Genomic DNA, 18,797 nt, shown 5'->3' with positions numbered 1-18,797 from the left:
GGGGCTTGCCTGGCAGGCCCCTCTCTTCCTGCTTTTTTCCCCTCAGTTCAAATAAATTAGCTGCATTCCTGCTGGCTGGTTTATCATCAATAGAGTCAATACCTGTAGGTATATCACCTTTCTCCCTTTACTGAGGTAGATGTGCAGTTAACAAGCTTTACGGATTACGGATTACGTGCGCTGATATACATGGCCTCCTTGCCGGAAGGAAAAATGACCAGCATTACCGAGGTCACTGATATCTATGGTGTGTCCCGTAATCATATGGTCAAAATAATCAATCAACTTAGTCGTGAAGGTTACGTTGACGCCGTGAGAGGAAAAAACGGCGGCATTCGCCTTGGTCGGGCGGCGAAAGACATCTGTATTGGCGATGTCGTGCGTGATCTGGAGCCACTGGCGCTGGTTAACTGCAGCAGTGAATTTTGCCATATCACTTCCGCCTGCCGCCTCAAGCGGGCGCTTTCTAAGGCCGTGCAAAGTTTTCTCAAGGAGCTGGATAACTACACGCTGGCCGATTTGGTTGAAGAGAATCAACCGCTTTACAAATTATTGCTGGTGGACTGAAAAAATCGCCATCAGAGATGACAACGGAGGAACCGCTATGTCACACGATCCTTTCCTGGAACGCGAAGCTGAAAAATACACAAACCCCATCCCCAGCCGCGAATTTATCCTCGAACATTTAACCAAACGCGAAAAACCGGCCAGCCGTGAAGAGCTGGCGGTTGAACTCAATATTGAAGGCGAAGAGCAAAACGAAGCACTGCGCCGCCGCCTGCGCGCCATGGAGCGTGACGGGCAACTGGTCTTTACCCGCCGCCAATGCTACGCCCTGCCGGAACGCCTCGATCTGCTGAAAGGCATGGTCATTGGTCACCGCGACGGTTACGGCTTCCTGCGTGTTGAAGGCCGTAAAGACGATCTGTATCTCTCCAGCGAACAGATGAAAATGTGCATGCACGGCGACCAGATCCTGGCCCAGCCGTTGGGTGCCGACCGTAAAGGCCGCCGCGAAGCACGCGTTGTCCGCATTCTGGAGCCGAAAACCGGCCAGATTGTGGGCCGTTACTTCACCGACGCCGGCGTGGGCTTTGTAGTCCCGGACGACAGTCGCATGAGTTTCGACATCCTGGTGCCGCCGGAAGAGACAATGGGCGCGCGCATGGGCTTTGTGGTGGTGGTCGAACTGACCCAGCGCCCAACCCGCCGCACCAAAGCTATCGGTAAAATCGTTGAAGTGCTGGGCGACAATATGGGTACGGGTATGGCCGTCGATATGGCGCTGCGTACCCATGAAATCCCGTACGTCTGGCCGCCAGCGGTGGAAAAACAGATTTCCGGCCTGAAAGAGCAGGTGCCGGAAGAGGCCAAAGTGGGCCGTCTGGATCTGCGTTCATTACCGCTGGTCACCATTGACGGCGAAGACGCGCGAGACTTTGATGACGCCGTGCACTGCGAGAAAAAACGCGGCGGCGGCTGGCGCCTGTGGGTGGCCATCGCTGACGTCAGCTACTACGTCCGTCCGGGCACGCCGCTGGACGGTGAAGCCCGTAGCCGTGGCACCTCGGTCTACTTCCCGTCGCAGGTGGTGCCGATGCTGCCGGAAGTGCTCTCTAACGGCCTTTGCTCGCTCAACCCGCAGGTTGACCGTCTGTGTATGGTCTGCGAAATGACCATCTCCGCCAAAGGACGTCTGACTGGCTTTAAATTCTACGAAGCGGTGATGAGCTCTCATGCCCGTCTGACCTACACCAAGGTCTGGCATATGCTGCAGGGCGATCAGGAACTGCGCGAGCAGTACGCGCCGCTGGTGCCGCACATTGAAGAGCTGCATAACCTCTACAAAACGCTGGACGTCGCTCGCGCTGAGCGCGGTGGCATCTCCTTTGAGAGCGAAGAGGCGAAGTTCATCTTCAATGCCGAGCGCCGTATTGAGCGTATCGAGCAGACCCAGCGTAACGACGCCCACAAGTTGATTGAAGAGTGCATGATTTTGGCGAACATCTCCGCGGCGCGTTTTGTGGAGAAAGCCAACGAACCTGCGTTGTTCCGTATTCACGACAAGCCGACGACCGAAGCGATTACGTCTTTCCGTACCGTTCTGGCTGAGTTGGGCCTCGAACTGCCGGGCGGTAACAAGCCTGAGCCGGCGGATTATGCCAAGCTGCTGGAATCCATCGCCGATCGTCCTGACCACGAGATGCTGCAAACCATGCTGCTGCGCTCCATGAAACAGGCGGTCTACGATCCCGAAAACCGCGGCCACTTCGGCCTGGCGCTGCAATCTTATGCGCACTTTACCTCTCCGATCCGCCGTTACCCGGACCTGTCCCTGCACCGCGCCATCAAGTATCTGTTGGCGAAAGAGCAGGGCCATAAAGGCAACAGCACCGAAACTGGCGGGTATCACTACAGTCTGGAAGAGATGCTGCAACTCGGCCAGCACTGTTCGATGACCGAACGCCGCGCTGATGAAGCGACCCGTGAAGTCTCTGACTGGCTGAAATGCGACTTTATGCAGGATCAGGTGGGTAACACCTTCCCTGGTGTGATCGCCAGTGTCACCGGCTTTGGTTTCTTTGTGCGTCTGGACGATCTGTTTATCGACGGTCTGGTACACGTCTCCACGCTGGATAACGACTACTATCGCTTCGACCAGGTTGGCCAGCGTCTGATTGGCGAATCGGGCGGCCAGACCTACCGTCTGGGCGACAAAGTGCAGGTTCGCGTGGAAGCGGTCAACATGGATGAGCGCAAAATCGACTTCTCGCTGATCTCCAGCGAACGCGGCCCGCGTAATGTGGGGAAAACCGCGCGCGAGAATGCGAAGAAAGGCAACGGCGCTAAACCAGCAGGCAAGCGTCGTCAGACCGGTAAGAAAGTGAATTTCGAGCCGGACAGCGCGTTTCGTAAAGCCAAAGACCCCGCGAAGCCTAAGAAAGAAAAAAGCATGAAAAAACCGTCGGCGAAGACGCAAAAAATCGCCGCCGCGACCAAAGCAAAACGTGCCGCGAAAAAGAAAGCGGCTGAATAAGCAGCGCTGAAATAGCTCTAAATAACCCCTCTCATTGCAGAGGGGTTATTCTTTTTTAACGTAATATATTCCCGCCTATAATAGAAATAGCCCTCCGGACGTTTATTTCCCTGCTTAGCAATATTGTGAGAATCGATATCTGGTATTGGTGATTAGCCGCCAGAATCAGATGTGTATAGTGACTCCCATCAGTTATTCGCTTATTTAGCAAGGAGTCGTTATGCACCTGGCGCGTTTTCCCCGACTTTCACTCGGCCATTTTCCAACACCTTTAGAACCTCTGGATAATCTCTCCGCTTTACTCGGTGGTCCGAAAATATGGATTAAGCGCGATGATGCAACCGGGCTTGCCAGCGGAGGAAATAAAACCCGCAAGCTGGAATTTCTGCTGGCCGATGCGCTGGAGAAAAAAGCCGATGTGATCATTACCCAAGGGGCGACGCAATCTAACCATGTGCGCCAGACCATTGCCGGGGCGGCGAAACTCGGCCTTGCAGCGAAAGTGCTGCTGGAAAAACGCGTGACCGATTTTGGCGAAGACTATCAGCGTTCCGGCAACGTGTTGCTCGATGATTTACTGGGCGGCGAAATTGTTGCTCATCTGCCTGGCGGTACCGATATGCAGAAGGCGATGGAAGAGTATGCCGCTGAACTGCGCGAGAAAGGGCATAACCCCTATGTGATCCCCGGCGGTGGCTCCAACCCCATCGGTGCCCTGGGCTACGTAGCCTGCGCTGAAGAGCTGCTCTACCAGTCTTCGCAGCTACGCTTGCGTATCGATCATGTGGTTCACGCCACTGGCAGCACCGGGACGCAGGCCGGGCTGGTCGCCGGATTTACCGCCACCAACAGCCAGGTTCCGGTGCTGGGCATCAGTGTGCGCGCACCGAAGGTGAAACAGGAAGAGAACGTCTGGAATCTGGCTTCGCGCACCCTGGCGCTGCTGGGCGTGGCGGGTGAATTACCCCGCGAAGACGTTGTCGCTAACAGTGACAATGTGGGTGATGGCTACGGCCTGCCGACCGAAAGTATGCTGGAAGCGCTGACCCTGTTTGCCCGCCACGAAGGGATTCTGCTCGACCCGGTTTATTCCGGGAAAGGTGCGGCCGGGCTTATTGACCTCATCCGTAAAGGCCATTTCCGCAAGGATGAGAACGTGGTGTTCATCCACACGGGCGGGTCTGTCGGCCTGTTCGGCTATCGTCAGGTTCTGGAGGCTCATGCCCGTCATGGCTAAGCCTTTTTTACTCGGTGTGCTGGGTGGCATGGGGCCGCTCGCCACCCTCGATTTTCAACAAAAATTGCTCGACGCCACGCCCGCAGAACGCGACCAGCATCACCTGCCTTCGGTGGTATGGAATGTGCCGCAGATTGCCGACCGGCAAAAGGCGCTGGCCGGCACGGGCCCATCGCCGCTGCCCCAGTTGCTGCATGGCATTGAGAAACTTAATCAGGCAGGGGCGAGCCATATTGTCATTCCCTGCAACACCGCGCACCACTGGTATCCGCAACTGAGCGAAGCCAGCGAGGCACCGATTCTGCACATTGTTGATGCCACCGTCGACGCGTTGCTTCGGGCGCCTAAAAAGCCCCAGCGAGTGGGCATTATCGCCACTAAAGGGACGCTCGATGCCGGCTGGTTTCAGCAGCGTCTGGCAGAACAGGGCATTGAATCCATCACCCCAAATGAAGACGAACTGGCGGAATGGTTTGTGCCCGGCTGCTACGCCGTGAAGCGCGGCAAGCTGGCAGAAGGCGGCGAACTGCTCTCTTTACAGGCGCTGGCACTGATGGCGCGGGGCGCGCAGCAACTGGTGCTGGCGTGTACGGAAGTCCCGGTGGCGCTGCGGTCTGTCGATGCGCCGTTCCTCTCTCTCACGCATGACCCGGCACACTCTCTGGCTGAACGATGTTCCCGCCTCTGGCAGGACTATCGCCTCACTCACCAGGCATAAATCAACACGCTTTTATTGACCCTTTTCTCCCGCTTATGCCGGAGACATGAACTGCATTCACCGCAAGGAAAACACAATGAAAAAAACGCTCGGAGTCTTACTCGCCGCAACCAGCCTGTGGGCCAATATCAGTATGGCTGCCACCCCTTCAGAAGTGCGCGTCGCCTATAGCGGCGGCTCTCAGGTATTAATGCTCGCCAAAGCCGATGGCTCTTTAGATAAAGCCTTAAACACCCAGGTAAAATGGGTGCAATTTGCCTCCGGTGCCGACGCGCTGAATTATTTCGCCAGCAACGCGATTGATATTGCCAATTTCGGTTCCAGCCCGGCGACTGCCGGTATTGTGCGCAAACTCCCGGTGGAAATAATTGGTGTCTCCGGCGTGATTGCCAGCTATGAGCGTTTAATTGGCAAAGACGGCATCAACAATATTAAAGATATTGAAGGCAAACGCGTTGGTTATCCGCCAAATTCCACCGCGCAATATGCGCTGGAAGCGGCAATCAGCGTCAATAAACTGGACCGCAGCAAAATTACTTTGCTGCCGCTGCGCCCGGCTGAGATGGTCGCAGCCTGGAAACGTGGCGACATTGACGCCGGTTATGTCTGGGCGCCGTTTGCTCAGGAGCTGGAATCCTCCGGCGGTCACCAGGTCTTCGCCACCAAAGACCTACAAAAAGATGGCTACCTGATTTACAACAACTACGTGGTACGTAAAGCCTTTGCCGAACAGTACCCGGAAGCGGTAAGCGCCTTCCTGCGCGTGCATCAGCAGAAAGTCGACGAATTCAAGAAAGACCCGGAAAGCGCTGCCGCCATTGTCGCGAAAGAAGTCGGTGCACCGGTCACTACCGCCGCTAATACCCTGGGTGGGCTGGAATATCCGACGCTTGCCGAGCAAGGCACTGCGGCCTGGCTGGGTAACGGTACCGACACCACCCACAGCGGCATCGGCAAAGCGCTGACCAAAACCTCCAACTTCCTTGCTGGCATTGGTGAAATCCGTCAACGGGATATCCCACAAAACTGGGATGCCGCGATTAACTCCCGTTACATCCGCGACGCGGCGGCAAAATGAGAGTAAGTCAGCATATCGCCATCAGCGTGCTGTCGGTGGTGGCCTTCTTTGCACTCTGGCAACTGGCGGCCACCCGGCAATGGGTGGACCCGCTGCTGTTGCCCTCGCTGACGGATATTGGCATCACGGCAGAAGAACTGCTGGCCGACGGTTACCGCCAGGTGCCGCTGTGGCAGCACGTGGCGGTGAGTCTGGCCCGTGCCATGAGCGCCTTCTCGGTGGCGATTATTCTGGGCATCCCGCTCGGGCTGCTGATGGGACTTTCGCCCGGCCTGTCCGCTGTGCTTAACCCGTTTGTCCAGTTCTTGCGCCCGTTACCGAAAATCGCGCTAATCCCATTGGCGGTGGTCTGGCTGGGGATTGGTGAGGCGTCGAAATTCTTCCTGATCTTTATCGCCACCTTCCTGAGTGTGGTGGTGGGAGCGTCGGCGGCGGTGGAGCGCATCGGGCGGGCGCGGATTCGCGTGGCCCAGACGCTGGGGGCATCAAAAGGGCAGATTTTCCTGCGCGTCGTGTTGCCGGACGCGCTGCCGGATCTCTTTACCACCGTCAGGCTCTCCATCGGCATTGGCTGGACGTCACTGATTGCCGCCGAGATGGTGGCCGCCAGTTCCGGCCTCGGCTGGATGGTGATTAACGCCAGCTCTTACTTACGTACCGATATCGTCATGCTCGGCATTCTGCTGCTGGGCGGGACGGGCTATTTACTGGATTTGATCCTGCTGGGACTGCAACGCCTGTTTGTCCCGTGGGCGGGGAAAGAATAATGAGTGCCATTGCATTGGAAAACGTCTCCCTCTCGTTTGCCGCCAAACCGCAGCCGTTTACTGTGCTGGAGGAGATCAATCTCACCCTCGATAAAGGGGAGTTTGTGGTGCTGCTGGGGCCATCGGGCTGCGGCAAATCCACCATTCTCAATCTGGTCGCCGGGTTTACCAAACCCGACAGCGGGCGCGTGCTGGCGACCGGCAAACTGGTGCAGCAGCCGGGGCCGGAGCGCGGCATGATTTTTCAGCAGCCGAACCTGTTTCCGTGGCTGTCGGTGCTGGACAACGTCACCTTTGGTCCGCGTCTGGGCCGTTATCAAAAAGAAGAGGTCAATGCGCGAGCGCTGGACTGGCTCAATCGCGTGGGCCTGAAAGGCTTTGAGCAACATGCACCGTGGCAGCTTTCCGGCGGCATGAAGCAGCGTGTGGCACTGGCCCGTGCCTGGCTGCCGGGGCCGAAAGTGCTGCTGCTGGATGAGCCTTTCGGTGCGCTGGATGCGCAAACCCGCCTGATGATGCAGGAACTGCTGCGCGAAGCGTGGCTTGCCATCGGCACTACGCTGCTGTTTGTCACTCATGACGTGGAAGAGGCTCTGTTTCTCGCTGACCGCATCCTGGTGATGTCGGCGAAACCCGGAAAAATCGTCGAAGAGATTGTCCTGCCTTTTGGCCGCGAACGCGATATCGAAACGCTGGTGGAGCATCCGCGCTACGGCGAAATCAAGCAACACGTCTTACACCGCGTGCGCCAGGAGACGAAACGCCATTTAGGTTAACCCCTTGTTCCCGGTGTCGGGAATGAATCAACTGTCATCACTGAGGTGGAAGCAATGAGCACAAGCGAATTACGAGACCGTCTGGAAGAGAGCATTGATCAGTACCGCGATGAGTATGTGGCGATAGCCAAAGATATTCATGCCCATCCCGAAACCGGGAATAACGAATACTACGCCAACGGCGTGCTGACCCGGCTGCTGGAAAAGCACGGTTTTACTGTCACTTCTAACGTCGCCGGGCATGAAACCGCGTTCTACGCCGTGAAAGAGAGCGGCAAGCCCGGCCCGACCATCGCCTATCTGGCGGAATACGATGCGCTGATCGACATCGGTCACGCCTGCGGGCACAACATCATTGGCGTCACCAGCATTGCGGCGGCAGTGGCGCTCAGTCAGGTGCTGGAGCAAACCGGCGGCAAAGTGGTGGTGCTCGGCACTCCGGCGGAAGAGGGCGGACTGCGCGGTAAGGGTGGGCCGAACGGCAATGTGAAGGCCCGCTTTGTCGAACACGGTTTCCTGGATGATGTGGATGTGGCGCTGATGGTCCATCCGGCTGGCAAAACCCGGCTGTCTGGCCCGTCGCTTGCCAACAACCATCTCTATTTCCATTTCTACGGCAAGCCATCGCACGCGGGCAGTTCGCCGCATAAAGGCGTTAACGCGCTGGATGCGCTGGTGTTGCTCTACAACGGCATCAGCGTGCTGCGCCAGCAACTGCCGGACGGCATTCGCGTTCACGGCATTATCACCAACGGCGGCCAGGCCCCGAACGTTATTCCTGAGTACGCCTCCGCCCACTACTACATTCGCGCCCATACCCGTGAAGAGGTGCTGGCGCTGGAGCCACGTATTCGTGCCATTGCCGAGGGTGTGGCGCTGGCAACGGGGACGACGGTGAAGATTGAGCACCAGGTCGGCCCGCGTGATTTCAATATCAACCACACCCTGAACGGCGTGCTGCTCGACGAGTTCACCGCTGCGGGCGAGGACGTTGAACTGAAAGAGAAAGAGGGGCTGGGTTCAACGGATGCGGGCGACATCAGTCATGCGGTACCGACCGGGCACCCCTATATCAAAATCGGCCCGGACGACCTGATTGGTCATACCGTGGAATTCCGCGAAGCGGCGAACTCGGTGAAAGGCTACGAAGCGCTGGTGACTGGCGCGCAGGTGCTGGCCCGTACCGGTCTGCGTTTGTTGACCGACGCGGTGCTGTTGCAGGAAACCAAAGATGAATTCGCCGGGCGCAGCACTGCGACTCAGGCCGCCTGATACCCGACTGGAGCCACGACATAATGAAAATGCTGTTTTCTGCCGCCGCGCTGATGCTGGCGGCGGTTTTACCTCTGGGGAATGCGCAGGCGGAAACCGTTAACCGTAACGCCACGCTCAATATTGCCTATGGCAACCGTCCAGGCACGCTGGATCCATACCTGACCACCAACAACGCGACCTCGGATGTGGATCGTCATATCTTCGAGACGCTGTTTACCATCAACGCCCGCTATGAGCCGGTGCCGGAGCTGGTGCAGAGCTACACCCTGAGTGACGATCGTAAAACCTACACCTTTGTGCTGCGTGACGGCATTCACTTCCATGACGGTCAACTGCTCACCGCCGACGACGTAGTGGCCTCCATGAACCGCTGGCTCACCGTGTCGACCCAGGGTAAGGCCAACCTGCCGGGCGTGCAGTTCAACAAAGTGGACGACAAGACCGTCACCTTTACCCTGCCAGCCCCATCGCTGATTACCCTCAACGTGCTGGCGGATGTGAAAAACATCGCCGCGATTATGCCGAAACGCATTATCGACGAGGCCAACAGCAGCAAAAAACCGGTCACTGAGTTGATTGGTACCGGGCCGTACAAGCTGGCGGAATTCAAAGCGGGTGATTATCTGCATCTCACCCGTTACGACCAGTATGTGTCGCGTTCTGAACCTGCCAGCGGGCTGTCCGGGCAGAAAAAAGCCGACGTCAAAGACATCTGGTTCCGCTATATCACCGATGAATCCACCCGTCTGGCCGGAGCGATGACCGGGGAGTATGACCTGGTGTTCCAGTTGCCGAAGGACAACATCGATACCCTCGCCAGCGCGCCGGGCATTTCGCTGTTTGAACCGCAAAGTGGCGGGTCGCTGATTACCTATCTGTTCAACAAACATCAGGGGCCGTTTGCCAACGTGAAGCTGCGTCAGGCGTTTAACCTGGCGCTGGATGTGCATCAAACGCTGCTGGCGGGCTACAGCGATCCGCGTTTCTTCAAAGAGGGGCCGTCGCTGGGCTTCCCTGATCAGGTGGACTGGTACAGCGATGCCGGTAAGCCGTACTGGAATCAGCATAAGCTGGAGGAAGCACGCAAGCTGGTGCAGGAGTCGGGTTACAAAGGTGAAGAGGTGGTGATCATCGCCACCAAAGAGTATGCCGAGCTGTATAATCTGGCGATCGTCGCCCAGCAGGTGCTCAAGCAGATTGGCGTGAAATCCCGTCTGGATGTTTACGACTGGCCGACGGTGCTGCAACGCCGCCAGGATCCGAAGAACTTTGATCTCTGCGCGCTCGAGTTCACCATGCGCCAGGTCTTGCATCAGTATCCGTTCCTCGATTCTCGCGCCAAATTCCCGGGTCTGAGCGACAGTCCGGAAATTGACGGTGTGCTGGATGAGATTAAACAGGCCGCGACCCTGAAAGAGACCCGACCGCTGGTGGACAAACTCAACGTGCTGCTCTGGCAGTACCTGCCGGTGATTGTGCTGGGCCGTACCACGCCGGACGCGGTGGCGATCAAAAACAACGTTAAAGGTTACCAGGATCTGAGCGGGCCGATTCTGTGGAACCTGAGCGTGACGCAACCCTGACGGGAGAAGGCGATGAAACGGTATCTCTTTCACCGCCTGCTGGCGCTGCTGCCGGTCCTGCTGGTGGTCTCGGTGGTGGTGTTCTGTCTGATTCATCTTGCGCCGGGGGATCCGGCGCTGGTGATCCTTGGCAACGATGCCAGTCCGGCTGACATTGCCACCATGCGCCAGCAGATGGGGCTGGACAGGCCGCTGCTGGTGCAGTTTGTCAGTTGGTTTGGCGGCATCTTAGCGGGGGATCTCGGCCATTCGCTGTTTCTCAACACCAGCGTGATGGCCCTCTTTTTGCAGCACCTGACCCCAACGCTTGCACTGGCACTTTATGCCCAGGCGATTGCGCTGGCACTGGGGCTGGCTGGTGGAGTGGTGAGCGCCTGGCAGCACGGCGGTGTGGTCGACAAAGCCATTCGCGCGCTGGCGACGTTCGGTATGTCAGTCCCCGGTTTTCTGCTGGGGTTGTTCCTGATTTTCTTTTTTGCCGTACAGCTGCGCTGGTTTCCGGTGGTGGGCTACCGTTCCACCAACGACTCGCTGTTGTTGAATATCTGGTATCTCACGCTGCCCGCCATCGCACTGGGGCTGCGCATTGCGGCACTTATCGCGCGGATGACCCGGGCGGTGATGCTCGATGTGATGCAGGAGCACTTTATCAATACGGCACGGGCGAAAGGGGTGCCGGAACGGCGGGTCCTGCTACGTCACACGTTACGCAATGCCCTGATCCCCATTTTGACCATCTGCGGTGAGTCCTTTGCCTCGTTAGTCACCGGGACGATCGTTATCGAAAGTGTGTTCGGCATTCCGGGCGTCGGATCGCTGATTGTTGATTCGATCGAGCGGCGCGACGTGACGGTGATTCAGGGCGTGGTGCTGCTGATTACCGTTTGCTACGTGCTGGTTAATCTGGCGGTGGATCTGCTGAGTTATTTGGCCGATCCGCGTTTGTCAGTCGAAGGGGAACGCCGCTAATGATGAGCAAAAACCCCGGTGTATGGCTCTGGCCAGCGCTGTTGCTGGCGATTGTACTGCTGTCGTTTTTTGCCAGCGCCATCAGCCCGTTTGATCCTTACAGCATCGATCCGCTGAGCCGCCTGAAACCGCCATCGTTACAACATTGGTTCGGTACCGATAATTTTGGCCGCGATCTCTTTGTGCGCGTGGCGCTGGCGGTGCGAGTGTCACTGTTGGTCGGGGCGGCGGTAGCGCTGATTGCTGGTGTGACCGGGCTGATTATCGGCTTGCTGTGCGCCTGGTACCGCCCGGTCGACAGCATACTGATGCGCGTCTGCGACGGGTTGTTCGCGTTTCCGTCCCTGCTGCTGGCGATTGCGATTGTCGGCGTGCTGGGGCCAAAAATTGGCAATGTGGTGCTGGCGCTCTCGCTGGTCTATGTGCCGTCGATTGCCCGTGTGATTCGCGGGACGGCGATGGTTATCAAAGAAAAGAACTTTATTGAAGCGCTACGGGCGCAGGGGGCGTCGGCTTCGCGCATCATCTGGCTACACCTGCTGCCTAACGTGATATCGCCGTTTATCGTGCAGGTGAGTTGGGTATTTTCCGTGGCCATTCTCACCGAAGCGGCGCTCAGTTTTCTTGGCTCCGGCGTGCCGCCGCCGATGCCCAGCCTCGGCAACCTGCTGCTGGAGGGCAAAGCGGTGATCTTTACCGCCTGGTGGATGACCTTCTTCCCGGGCGTAGCCATCGTGCTGCTGATCCTTGGGTTGAACATTATTGGTGACGATCTGCGTGACAGCGCCGATCCGGCCTTAAAGCCGCTGCCGCGCCGCGTGCTGCGCCTGCTCAAACAGGGAGGACGTCATGGCTGAGGCACTGCTACAGGTTAAACAACTCGAGGTAAATTTCGCGACGCGTCAGGGTGTGATTTCCCCGGTGCGTGGCGTCTCCTTTGAGGTTCATGCCCATGAAACCCTGGGCATTATCGGTGAGTCCGGTTGCGGCAAAAGTGTTACCGCACAGGCGCTGATGGGGCTGCTTTCACCTCGCACCACGCGGGTTGAAGGCGAAGTGGTGCTGACAGGTGAGGCGCTACACACGCTTTCTGCCAGGGCTCGCCGCCAGCGCAGTGGCCGTGACATGGCAATGATTTTCCAGGACCCGCTCGCCAGCCTTAACCCGGTGATGACCATCGCAGAGCAGATTGCCGAAATTTTGCGTCTGCATACCACGCTTAATCGTCGCCAGCGGCAGGAAAAAATCCTCCATTTGCTTGAACAGGTGGGCATTGCCGATCCTGCCCGCTGCGCTGTTGCCTGGCCGCATGAACTTTCCGGCGGGATGCGTCAGCGAGTGATGATAGCCATGGCAATTGCCACTTCGCCTTCACTGCTGATTGCCGATGAACCCACTACCGCACTGGATGCCACCATTCAGGCGCAGATTCTGGATTTGCTCGATGAGATCAAACAGCAAACCGGAATGGGCATTGTCTTCATCACCCATGACCTGAGCGTGGTGGCGCGTCTATGCCAGCGTGTTGTTGTGCTGTATGCCGGGCAGGTGGTGGAAGAGACCGACGTACACACGCTCTTCTCTGCACCACGTCACCCTTACACTCGCGCCCTGCTGGCGGCACGCCCGTCGACGGATAACACTCCCAAAACGCCGCTCGCCGAAATCCGCGGACAGGTGCCTTCGTTGCATGATTTACCGGGCGGCTGTACCTATGCTGACCGCTGCCCACTGGCGCAACCGCGCTGTCGAGCCCAGCCGCCGGTGCTGCGTCGGGTGAACGGTGGACATCACCATGTGCGCTGCTGGCGTGCCGATGAACTGGAGGGGTAATACGATGACGACACCACTTTTAGCGGTGAAAAATTTATCCAGAACCTTTCATCGTCGCGGGCAGAGCGTGCAGGCGGTGGATAACATCAGTTTCTCGATTAACGTCGGGGTAACCTGGGCGCTGGTGGGGGAATCCGGCAGCGGTAAAAGTACCACCGGACGACTGATTCTGGGCCTTACCCCGGCATCAGGCGGTGAAGTCTGGTTTGAAGGGCAATCGCTGTTGGGGCAAGGTGCCGGGCAGTGGCGGCAGGTGCGTCGGGAAATGCAGATGATTTTCCAGGACCCGCTCTCGTCGCTCGACCCGAAGCGCAGTATTGGCTACAGCTTGGAAGAGCCGCTTATCATCCACGGTATACCCAACCGCAAAGCGCAGGTTGCAGACATGCTGGAGCATGTGGGGCTGCGACCGCAGGACGCCGCGCGCTATCCCCATGAGTTTTCCGGCGGTCAGCGGCAGCGCATCGGTATTGCCAGGGCGTTGATTCTTAAACCGAAGCTGATTATTTGCGATGAGCCGGTCTCGGCGCTGGACGTGTCGATTCAGTCGCAAATCCTTAATTTATTAATGTCACTCCAGCGTGAGTACGGTCTGGCCTATCTGTTTATCTCCCACGATTTAAACGTGGTGCGCCACATTGCCGATCACGTCGGCGTGATGCACCGGGGCAAGCTGGTGGAACAGGGGGAGAGCGAGCGCATCTTCACTCAGCCCGCGCAGGAATACACCCGCTATCTGCTGAATGCGAGACTACCTGAATACCCGGTCACGCAAGGTGATAGACGCGCGGTGGTGAACGGTTGAACGTTCAGCAGTCGATTTGCAGGCTTTGTCGGTTATAATGTGGCGATGTGAATGTCTCACAGCCCATTCAACCCGGCGATATCGCCTCAAATGAGTACCCTTAATGAGTGAAATGATTTACGGCATCCATGCGGTGCAGGCCCTGCTGGAACGCGCTCCGGAGCGTTTTCAGGAAGTGTTTATTCTGAAAGGCCGCGAAGATAAACGCCTGCTGCCCCTGATCCACGCGCTGGAAGCGCAGGGTGTCGTGATTCAGGTCGCTAACCGTCAGTATCTGGATGAGAAAAGCGAAGGGGCGGTGCACCAGGGCATTATTGCCCGCGTGAAACCGGGCCGTCAGTATCAGGAAAACGATCTGCCCGATCTGATCGCCAGCCTCGATCAACCTTTCTTCTTGATCCTTGATGGCGTTACCGATCCGCATAACCTCGGTGCCTGTCTGCGTAGCGCGGACGCCGCGGGTGTGCATGCGGTGATCGTGCCGAAGGACAAATCAGCCCAACTGAACGCGACGGCCAAAAAAGTGGCCTGCGGCGCGGCGGAAAACGTCCCGCTGATCCGCGTGACCAACCTGGCGCGTACCATGCGTCTGCTGCAGGAAGAGAACATCTGGATTGTCGGCACCGCCGGTGAAGCCGACCATACTCTGTTCCAGAGTAAAATGACCGGTCCGATGGCGCTGGTGATGGGCGCAGAAGGTGAGGGCATGCGCCGTCTGACGCGTGAGCATTGCGATGAGCTGATCAGCATTCCGATGGCGGGCAGCGTGTCATCACTGAACGTGTCTGTCGCCACCGGTATTTGCCTGTTCGAAGCCGTGCGCCAGCGCGCAAGGTAAAAGCAAAACGGCAACGTCAGTTGCCGTTTTTAGTGTTTTCTCCCTGGAGGGCCAGGAAGAGGGCATCAAACTGCACTATTCCTCCAGTGACCGCTGATGGTCATCCTTCCTGAGCGTCATCAGCGCAATCACACTCACCACCGCCGTTGCCATCACGTAATACGCTGGAATATCCAGATTCCCCGTCTGCTTAATCAGCCCGGTAATGATCAGCCCTGCACAGCCGGAGAAAATCGCGTTCGACAGCGAATACGCCAGCCCCAGCCCGGTGTAGCGCACCCTTGTTGGGAACATCTCCGCCAGCATCGCAGGCCCCGGACCTGCCAGCATGCCGACCAGCCCACCGGCAATAAACACCACCAGCGCTTTAATCAGCAGCGTGCTCGATTCCGCCTGCAGAATTTTCAGCAAGGGCAGCGCCAGAACCAACAGCAGAACCGCAGCGGTGACCATCACCGCCCGTCGGCCAATGCGGTCGCTCAGCATACCGGACGGGATAATCGTCAGGGCGAACCCGGCATTGGAAATCACCGCAATCAGCAGCGCCTGGTTAAACCCGGTGTGCAGCGCCGACTGAAGATAAGTGGGCATGATGACGAGGTAGGTGTAGCCTGCCGCCGACCAGACCATCAGGCGACCAATGCCCGTCAATATGGCTTTCACGGTACTGCCAAATGTGGCTTCAACGGGCACTGCCTGGGTTTGCTGACGCACAAAACTCGGCGTCTCTTCCATGCTGACGCGAAGCCACAGCGCCACGGCCCCCATCGGAATGGCGATAAAGAACGGAATCCGCCAGCCCCAGTCGTGAAGGGCTTCCGGGGTGAGCAATGTGGACAATAGCGCCACAATCCCTGCGCCTGCCAGCAGCCCAAAGGCCACAGTCAGCGACTGCCAGGCACCGTATAAACCGCGTTTACCTTTGGGCGCAAATTCGGTCATCAGCGACACTGCACCGCCGTACTCCCCGCCTGCAAACAATCCCTGCAGAATGCGCAAACCGGTAATGATAAGGGGGGCTGCAACGCCAATGCTGGCATAGACCGGCACCAGGCCAATCGCCGCCGTTGCCAGCGTCATCAGCACCAGCACGATGATAAGCGTCGGTTTTCGCCCAATCCTGTCACCGATACGGCCAAACACCACCGCGCCTAACGGGCGAAAGAAGAAGGCGACGGCAAAGGCGGCGTAGGTCAGGATCAGGCTGGTAATGGCCGATTCGCCTTCCAGGGTGAAGAAGTTTTTCGCGATCACCGTGGCAAGAAAACCATAGACTGCGAATTCGTACCACTCGATAAAATTGCCGATAGAGCCTGCGACCAGGGCTCTTTTTTGTGCGTCAGTTGTTGTCATGGGCATCACCGTTCCTGGTTTATTGAGCTAAGCCTTGCCGCTAAGTGTGCGTAACGCAAATGTAAATGACCCGCGCACGCTGTTTTGTGACCGTCATCGCGGGCGGGATAACCCTGGTCTGACCATACTTATCGCCACTGCTATTGAGGGAGGGAGATCTATGCACTGGCAAACTCATACCGTCTTCAACCAGCCTGGCCCGCTGAATAACAGCAACTTATTCCTCTCTGATCGTGCGCTACATGACGCTGTGAATCGCGAAGGTGCGGCGTGGGACGCTGAACTGCTCGCCAGTATTGGCCAGCAACTGGGCACGGCAGAGTCACTGGAACTGGGCAGACTGGCGAATGTGAATCCACCGGAATTGTTGCGTTACGACCCGACGGGCGCGCGGCTGGACGATGTTCGTTTCCACCCCGCCTGGCATCTGCTGATGCAGGGGCTGTGCGCCAACCGGGTACACAACCTGGCCTGGGAAGAAGAGGCGCGTAACGGATCGTTTGCCGCTCGCGCGGCGCGTTTCATCCTGCATGCTCAGGTCGAAGCAGGCTCGCTGTGCCCTGTCACCATGACCTTTGCCGCCACACCGTTACTGCAGCACGCGCTTCCCGCCCCGTTCAAAGATTGGTTAAAACCGCTGATGAGCGACCGTTACGATCCACATCTTGCCCCAGGCGGGCAGAAACGGGGATTGTTGATTGGCATGGGGATGACCGAGAAGCAGGGCGGCTCCGACGTATTGAGCAATACGACCCGCGCGGAGCGAAGCGGGGACGTTTATCGCCTAATGGGGCATAAATGGTTTTTCTCTGTGCCGCAGAGCGATGCACATCTGGTGCTGGCGCAGGCGAAGGGTGGGCTATCCTGCTTTTTTGTGCCGCGTTTTTTGCCGGATGGGATGCGTAACGGAGTACAGCTTGAGCGTCTGAAAGACAAGCTCGGCAACCGTTCGAATGCCAGTAGTGAAGCGGAATTCTTTGATGCCAGCGGCTGGTTGCTTGGGGATGAAGGTGATGGCGTGCGGCAAATCCTCAAAATGGGCGCGCTGACGCGTGTCGACTGTGCGTTGGGCAGCCACGGCCTGATGCGGCGGGCTTTCTCCGTTGCGCTCTATCACGCACACCAGCGGCAGGCGTTTGGTAAAAATCTGGTTGATCAGCCCATTATGCGCGAAGTGTTAAGCCGTATGGCGCTCCAGTTGGAAGGGCAAATTGCCTTTTTATTCCGCCTGGCGCGGGCCTGGGATAATCGCGCTACGCCTGCGGAAGTACTGTGGGCCCGGTTGTTCACACCGGTCGCCAAGTTTGCTGTCTGCAAGGCGGGGATACCGTTTGTTGCCGAAGCCATGGAAGTGCTGGGCGGGATTGGCTATTGCGAAGAGAGTGAGCTGCCGCGCCTGTACCGGGAGATGCCGATGAACAGCATCTGGGAAGGCTCGGGTAATATCATGTGTCTGGACGTGCTGCGCGCATTTAGCAAACAGCCGGGCATTCTTGAGATGTTGCATGAGGAATTTGGGGTGGTAAAAGGCCAGGACAGACATTTCGACCGGGCCTGGCGGCAGTTACAGCAGCAGTTGCGTAAACCGATCGAGGCGCAGGGGCGGGAGATCGCTCAGCAGCTCTATCTGTTAGCGACGGGGGCGCAAATGTTGCAGTTTGCCTCCCCGCCGATAGCACAAGCCTGGTGCCGGATGATGCTGGATGTTCGTGGCGCTTCTGTTATGGATGAGCAGGTCAAAAATGACCTGCTGCTGCGCGCCATCGGCGGTGTCGGTTAGTCCGTTTTCAGGCTGAACAGGCGGACGACCTCGGTCAGATGCGCCCCTTTTTCACGCAGCGTGCCCGCGGTTTGCTCGCTGCGTGACACCCGTCCGGCGTTAATGTGCGTGGCCTCGCCAATAAGCGTCATCGCGATATTGACCTGATTAATACCCGCCGACTGCTCGTGAGAGGCGTGGTTAATCTCTTTCACCAGTTGGCTGATGTGGTTCATATGTGTCGTGATGGATTCCATCGCCTGCCGGGTGTTATCGGACAGAGTATGGCCTTCACGCACTTTTTTGAGCGTATCGCTGGTCAGCTCATCAATCTCTTTTACTGCGTTGGCGCTACGCGCTGCCAGCGCCCGCACTTCCTGCGCCACAACGGCAAAACCTTTACCATGCTCCCCTGCGCGCGCGGCTTCGACCGCGGCATTAAGCGCCAGAATGTTGGTCTGGAAGGAGATGGATTCAATCACATGGGTGATGTCGGCAATCCGCTGCGAGGCGGTGCGAATCGCGTCCATGGTGGCAACCGCGTCTTCGACGGTGGTGCCACCCGTTTGCACCGCTCGTGACGTTTCATTCACCAGCGACTGCATCTCCTCCATATTGGCGGCATTTTGCTGCACGGTTGCGGTGAGCTGCTCCATGCTGGCGGAAGTTTCCTCGACGCTGCTGGCCTGTTTGTTAGATAGTGTCGTCACGAGGATAAAAATCATTGATAATAGGGCCTTCTAATCAGAAGGCCCTATTATCATGACTA

The 18,797-nt window shown here is 57.7% G+C and carries 16 protein-coding genes and 1 pseudogene; 15 read left to right on the top strand and 2 right to left on the bottom strand.

The features are described from left to right. Positions 1 to 141 precede the first annotated feature (141 nt). The 14 genes from nsrR (at position 142) to rlmB (ending at position 14,916) form a co-directional block, all read left to right on the top strand. Positions 142 to 567 carry a nitric oxide-sensing transcriptional repressor NsrR gene (gene nsrR, locus ACSZPU_RS07400; RefSeq protein ID WP_498997073.1) on the top strand — a complete coding sequence of 142 codons (426 nt, stop codon included), beginning with the start codon at positions 142 to 144 and terminating at the stop codon, positions 565 to 567. 37 nt (positions 568 to 604) lie between these two features. Then, positions 605 to 3,037: a ribonuclease R gene (gene rnr / locus ACSZPU_RS07395; RefSeq protein WP_498997072.1), complete on the top strand. Its 2,433-nt coding sequence runs from the start codon at positions 605 to 607 to the stop codon at positions 3,035 to 3,037. A 220-nt stretch (positions 3,038 to 3,257) separates the two neighbouring features. Then, complete coding sequence (gene cuyA / locus ACSZPU_RS07390; RefSeq protein ID WP_498997070.1) at positions 3,258 to 4,274, top strand: D-cysteate sulfo-lyase; 1,017 nt, start codon at positions 3,258 to 3,260, stop codon at positions 4,272 to 4,274. Beyond that, positions 4,267 to 4,992 (top strand): cysteate racemase, encoded by a 726-nt coding sequence (gene cuyB / locus ACSZPU_RS07385; protein WP_498997068.1) that lies wholly within the window; start codon positions 4,267 to 4,269, stop codon positions 4,990 to 4,992. Before cuyA ends, cuyB begins: the two co-directional genes overlap by 8 nt. Before the next feature lie 76 nt (positions 4,993 to 5,068). Next, positions 5,069 to 6,070, top strand: coding sequence for a taurine ABC transporter substrate-binding protein (locus ACSZPU_RS07380; RefSeq protein ID WP_498997066.1), 1,002 nt, complete (start codon positions 5,069 to 5,071; stop codon positions 6,068 to 6,070). Continuing rightward, a complete protein-coding gene (locus ACSZPU_RS07375) occupies positions 6,067 to 6,837 on the top strand; it encodes an ABC transporter permease (RefSeq protein ID WP_498997063.1) in 771 nt (256 codons plus the stop codon). The genes ACSZPU_RS07380 and ACSZPU_RS07375 overlap by 4 nt, the downstream gene beginning before the upstream one ends. Further along, positions 6,837 to 7,613 (top strand): ABC transporter ATP-binding protein, encoded by a 777-nt coding sequence (locus ACSZPU_RS07370; protein ID WP_498997059.1) that lies wholly within the window; start codon positions 6,837 to 6,839, stop codon positions 7,611 to 7,613. Before ACSZPU_RS07375 ends, ACSZPU_RS07370 begins: the two co-directional genes overlap by 1 nt. 54 nt (positions 7,614 to 7,667) lie before the next feature. Continuing rightward, complete coding sequence (locus ACSZPU_RS07365; RefSeq protein WP_498997056.1) at positions 7,668 to 8,885, top strand: M20 family metallopeptidase; 1,218 nt, start codon at positions 7,668 to 7,670, stop codon at positions 8,883 to 8,885. Positions 8,886 to 8,908: 23 nt separating this feature from the next. Next, positions 8,909 to 10,471, top strand: a complete 1,563-nt coding sequence (locus tag ACSZPU_RS07360; RefSeq protein ID WP_498997055.1) for an ABC transporter substrate-binding protein — start codon at positions 8,909 to 8,911, stop codon at positions 10,469 to 10,471. Positions 10,472 to 10,483: 12 nt separating this feature from the next. Beyond that, positions 10,484 to 11,440, top strand: a complete 957-nt coding sequence (locus ACSZPU_RS07355) for an ABC transporter permease (protein ID WP_498997053.1) — start codon at positions 10,484 to 10,486, stop codon at positions 11,438 to 11,440. Beyond that, on the top strand, positions 11,440 to 12,297 hold the full coding sequence (locus ACSZPU_RS07350) for an ABC transporter permease (RefSeq protein WP_498997051.1): 858 nt from the start codon (positions 11,440 to 11,442) through the stop codon (positions 12,295 to 12,297). The genes ACSZPU_RS07355 and ACSZPU_RS07350 overlap by 1 nt, the downstream gene beginning before the upstream one ends. Next, positions 12,290 to 13,273, top strand: coding sequence for an ABC transporter ATP-binding protein (locus tag ACSZPU_RS07345; RefSeq protein WP_498997049.1), 984 nt, complete (start codon positions 12,290 to 12,292; stop codon positions 13,271 to 13,273). Before ACSZPU_RS07350 ends, ACSZPU_RS07345 begins: the two co-directional genes overlap by 8 nt. Positions 13,274 to 13,277: 4 nt before the next feature. Further along, a complete protein-coding gene (locus ACSZPU_RS07340) occupies positions 13,278 to 14,078 on the top strand; it encodes an ATP-binding cassette domain-containing protein (protein WP_498997046.1) in 801 nt (266 codons plus the stop codon). A gap of 103 nt (positions 14,079 to 14,181) precedes the next feature. After that, positions 14,182 to 14,916: a 23S rRNA (guanosine(2251)-2'-O)-methyltransferase RlmB gene (gene rlmB / locus ACSZPU_RS07335; RefSeq protein ID WP_498997044.1), complete on the top strand. Its 735-nt coding sequence runs from the start codon at positions 14,182 to 14,184 to the stop codon at positions 14,914 to 14,916. Positions 14,917 to 14,991: 75 nt separating this feature from the next. On the opposite strand, the gene ACSZPU_RS07330 is transcribed toward rlmB, so the two are convergent. Further along, on the bottom strand, positions 14,992 to 16,269 hold the full coding sequence (locus ACSZPU_RS07330) for an MFS transporter (protein ID WP_498997042.1): 1,278 nt from the start codon (positions 16,267 to 16,269) through the stop codon (positions 14,992 to 14,994). Positions 16,270 to 16,429: 160 nt separating this feature from the next. On the opposite strand from ACSZPU_RS07330, the gene ACSZPU_RS07325 reads away from it, so the two are divergent. Then, positions 16,430 to 18,049, top strand: coding sequence for an isovaleryl-CoA dehydrogenase (locus ACSZPU_RS07325; protein ID WP_498997040.1), 1,620 nt, complete (start codon positions 16,430 to 16,432; stop codon positions 18,047 to 18,049). Here the strand turns inward: ACSZPU_RS07325 and ACSZPU_RS07320 are convergent. Beyond that, positions 18,046 to 18,723: pseudogene (locus ACSZPU_RS07320) on the bottom strand (methyl-accepting chemotaxis protein); the annotation flags it as partial. The gene ACSZPU_RS07325 and the pseudogene ACSZPU_RS07320 sit on opposite strands and share 4 nt — an antisense overlap. Between the last annotated feature and the right edge of the window lie 74 nt (positions 18,724 to 18,797).

This window comes from Phytobacter sp. V69 (genome assembly GCF_965644215.1).
GTDB lineage: Bacteria > Pseudomonadota > Gammaproteobacteria > Enterobacterales > Enterobacteriaceae > Phytobacter.
Note: the sequence above shows the minus strand (reverse complement) of the source record. Positions and strands in the feature narration are given on the sequence as shown.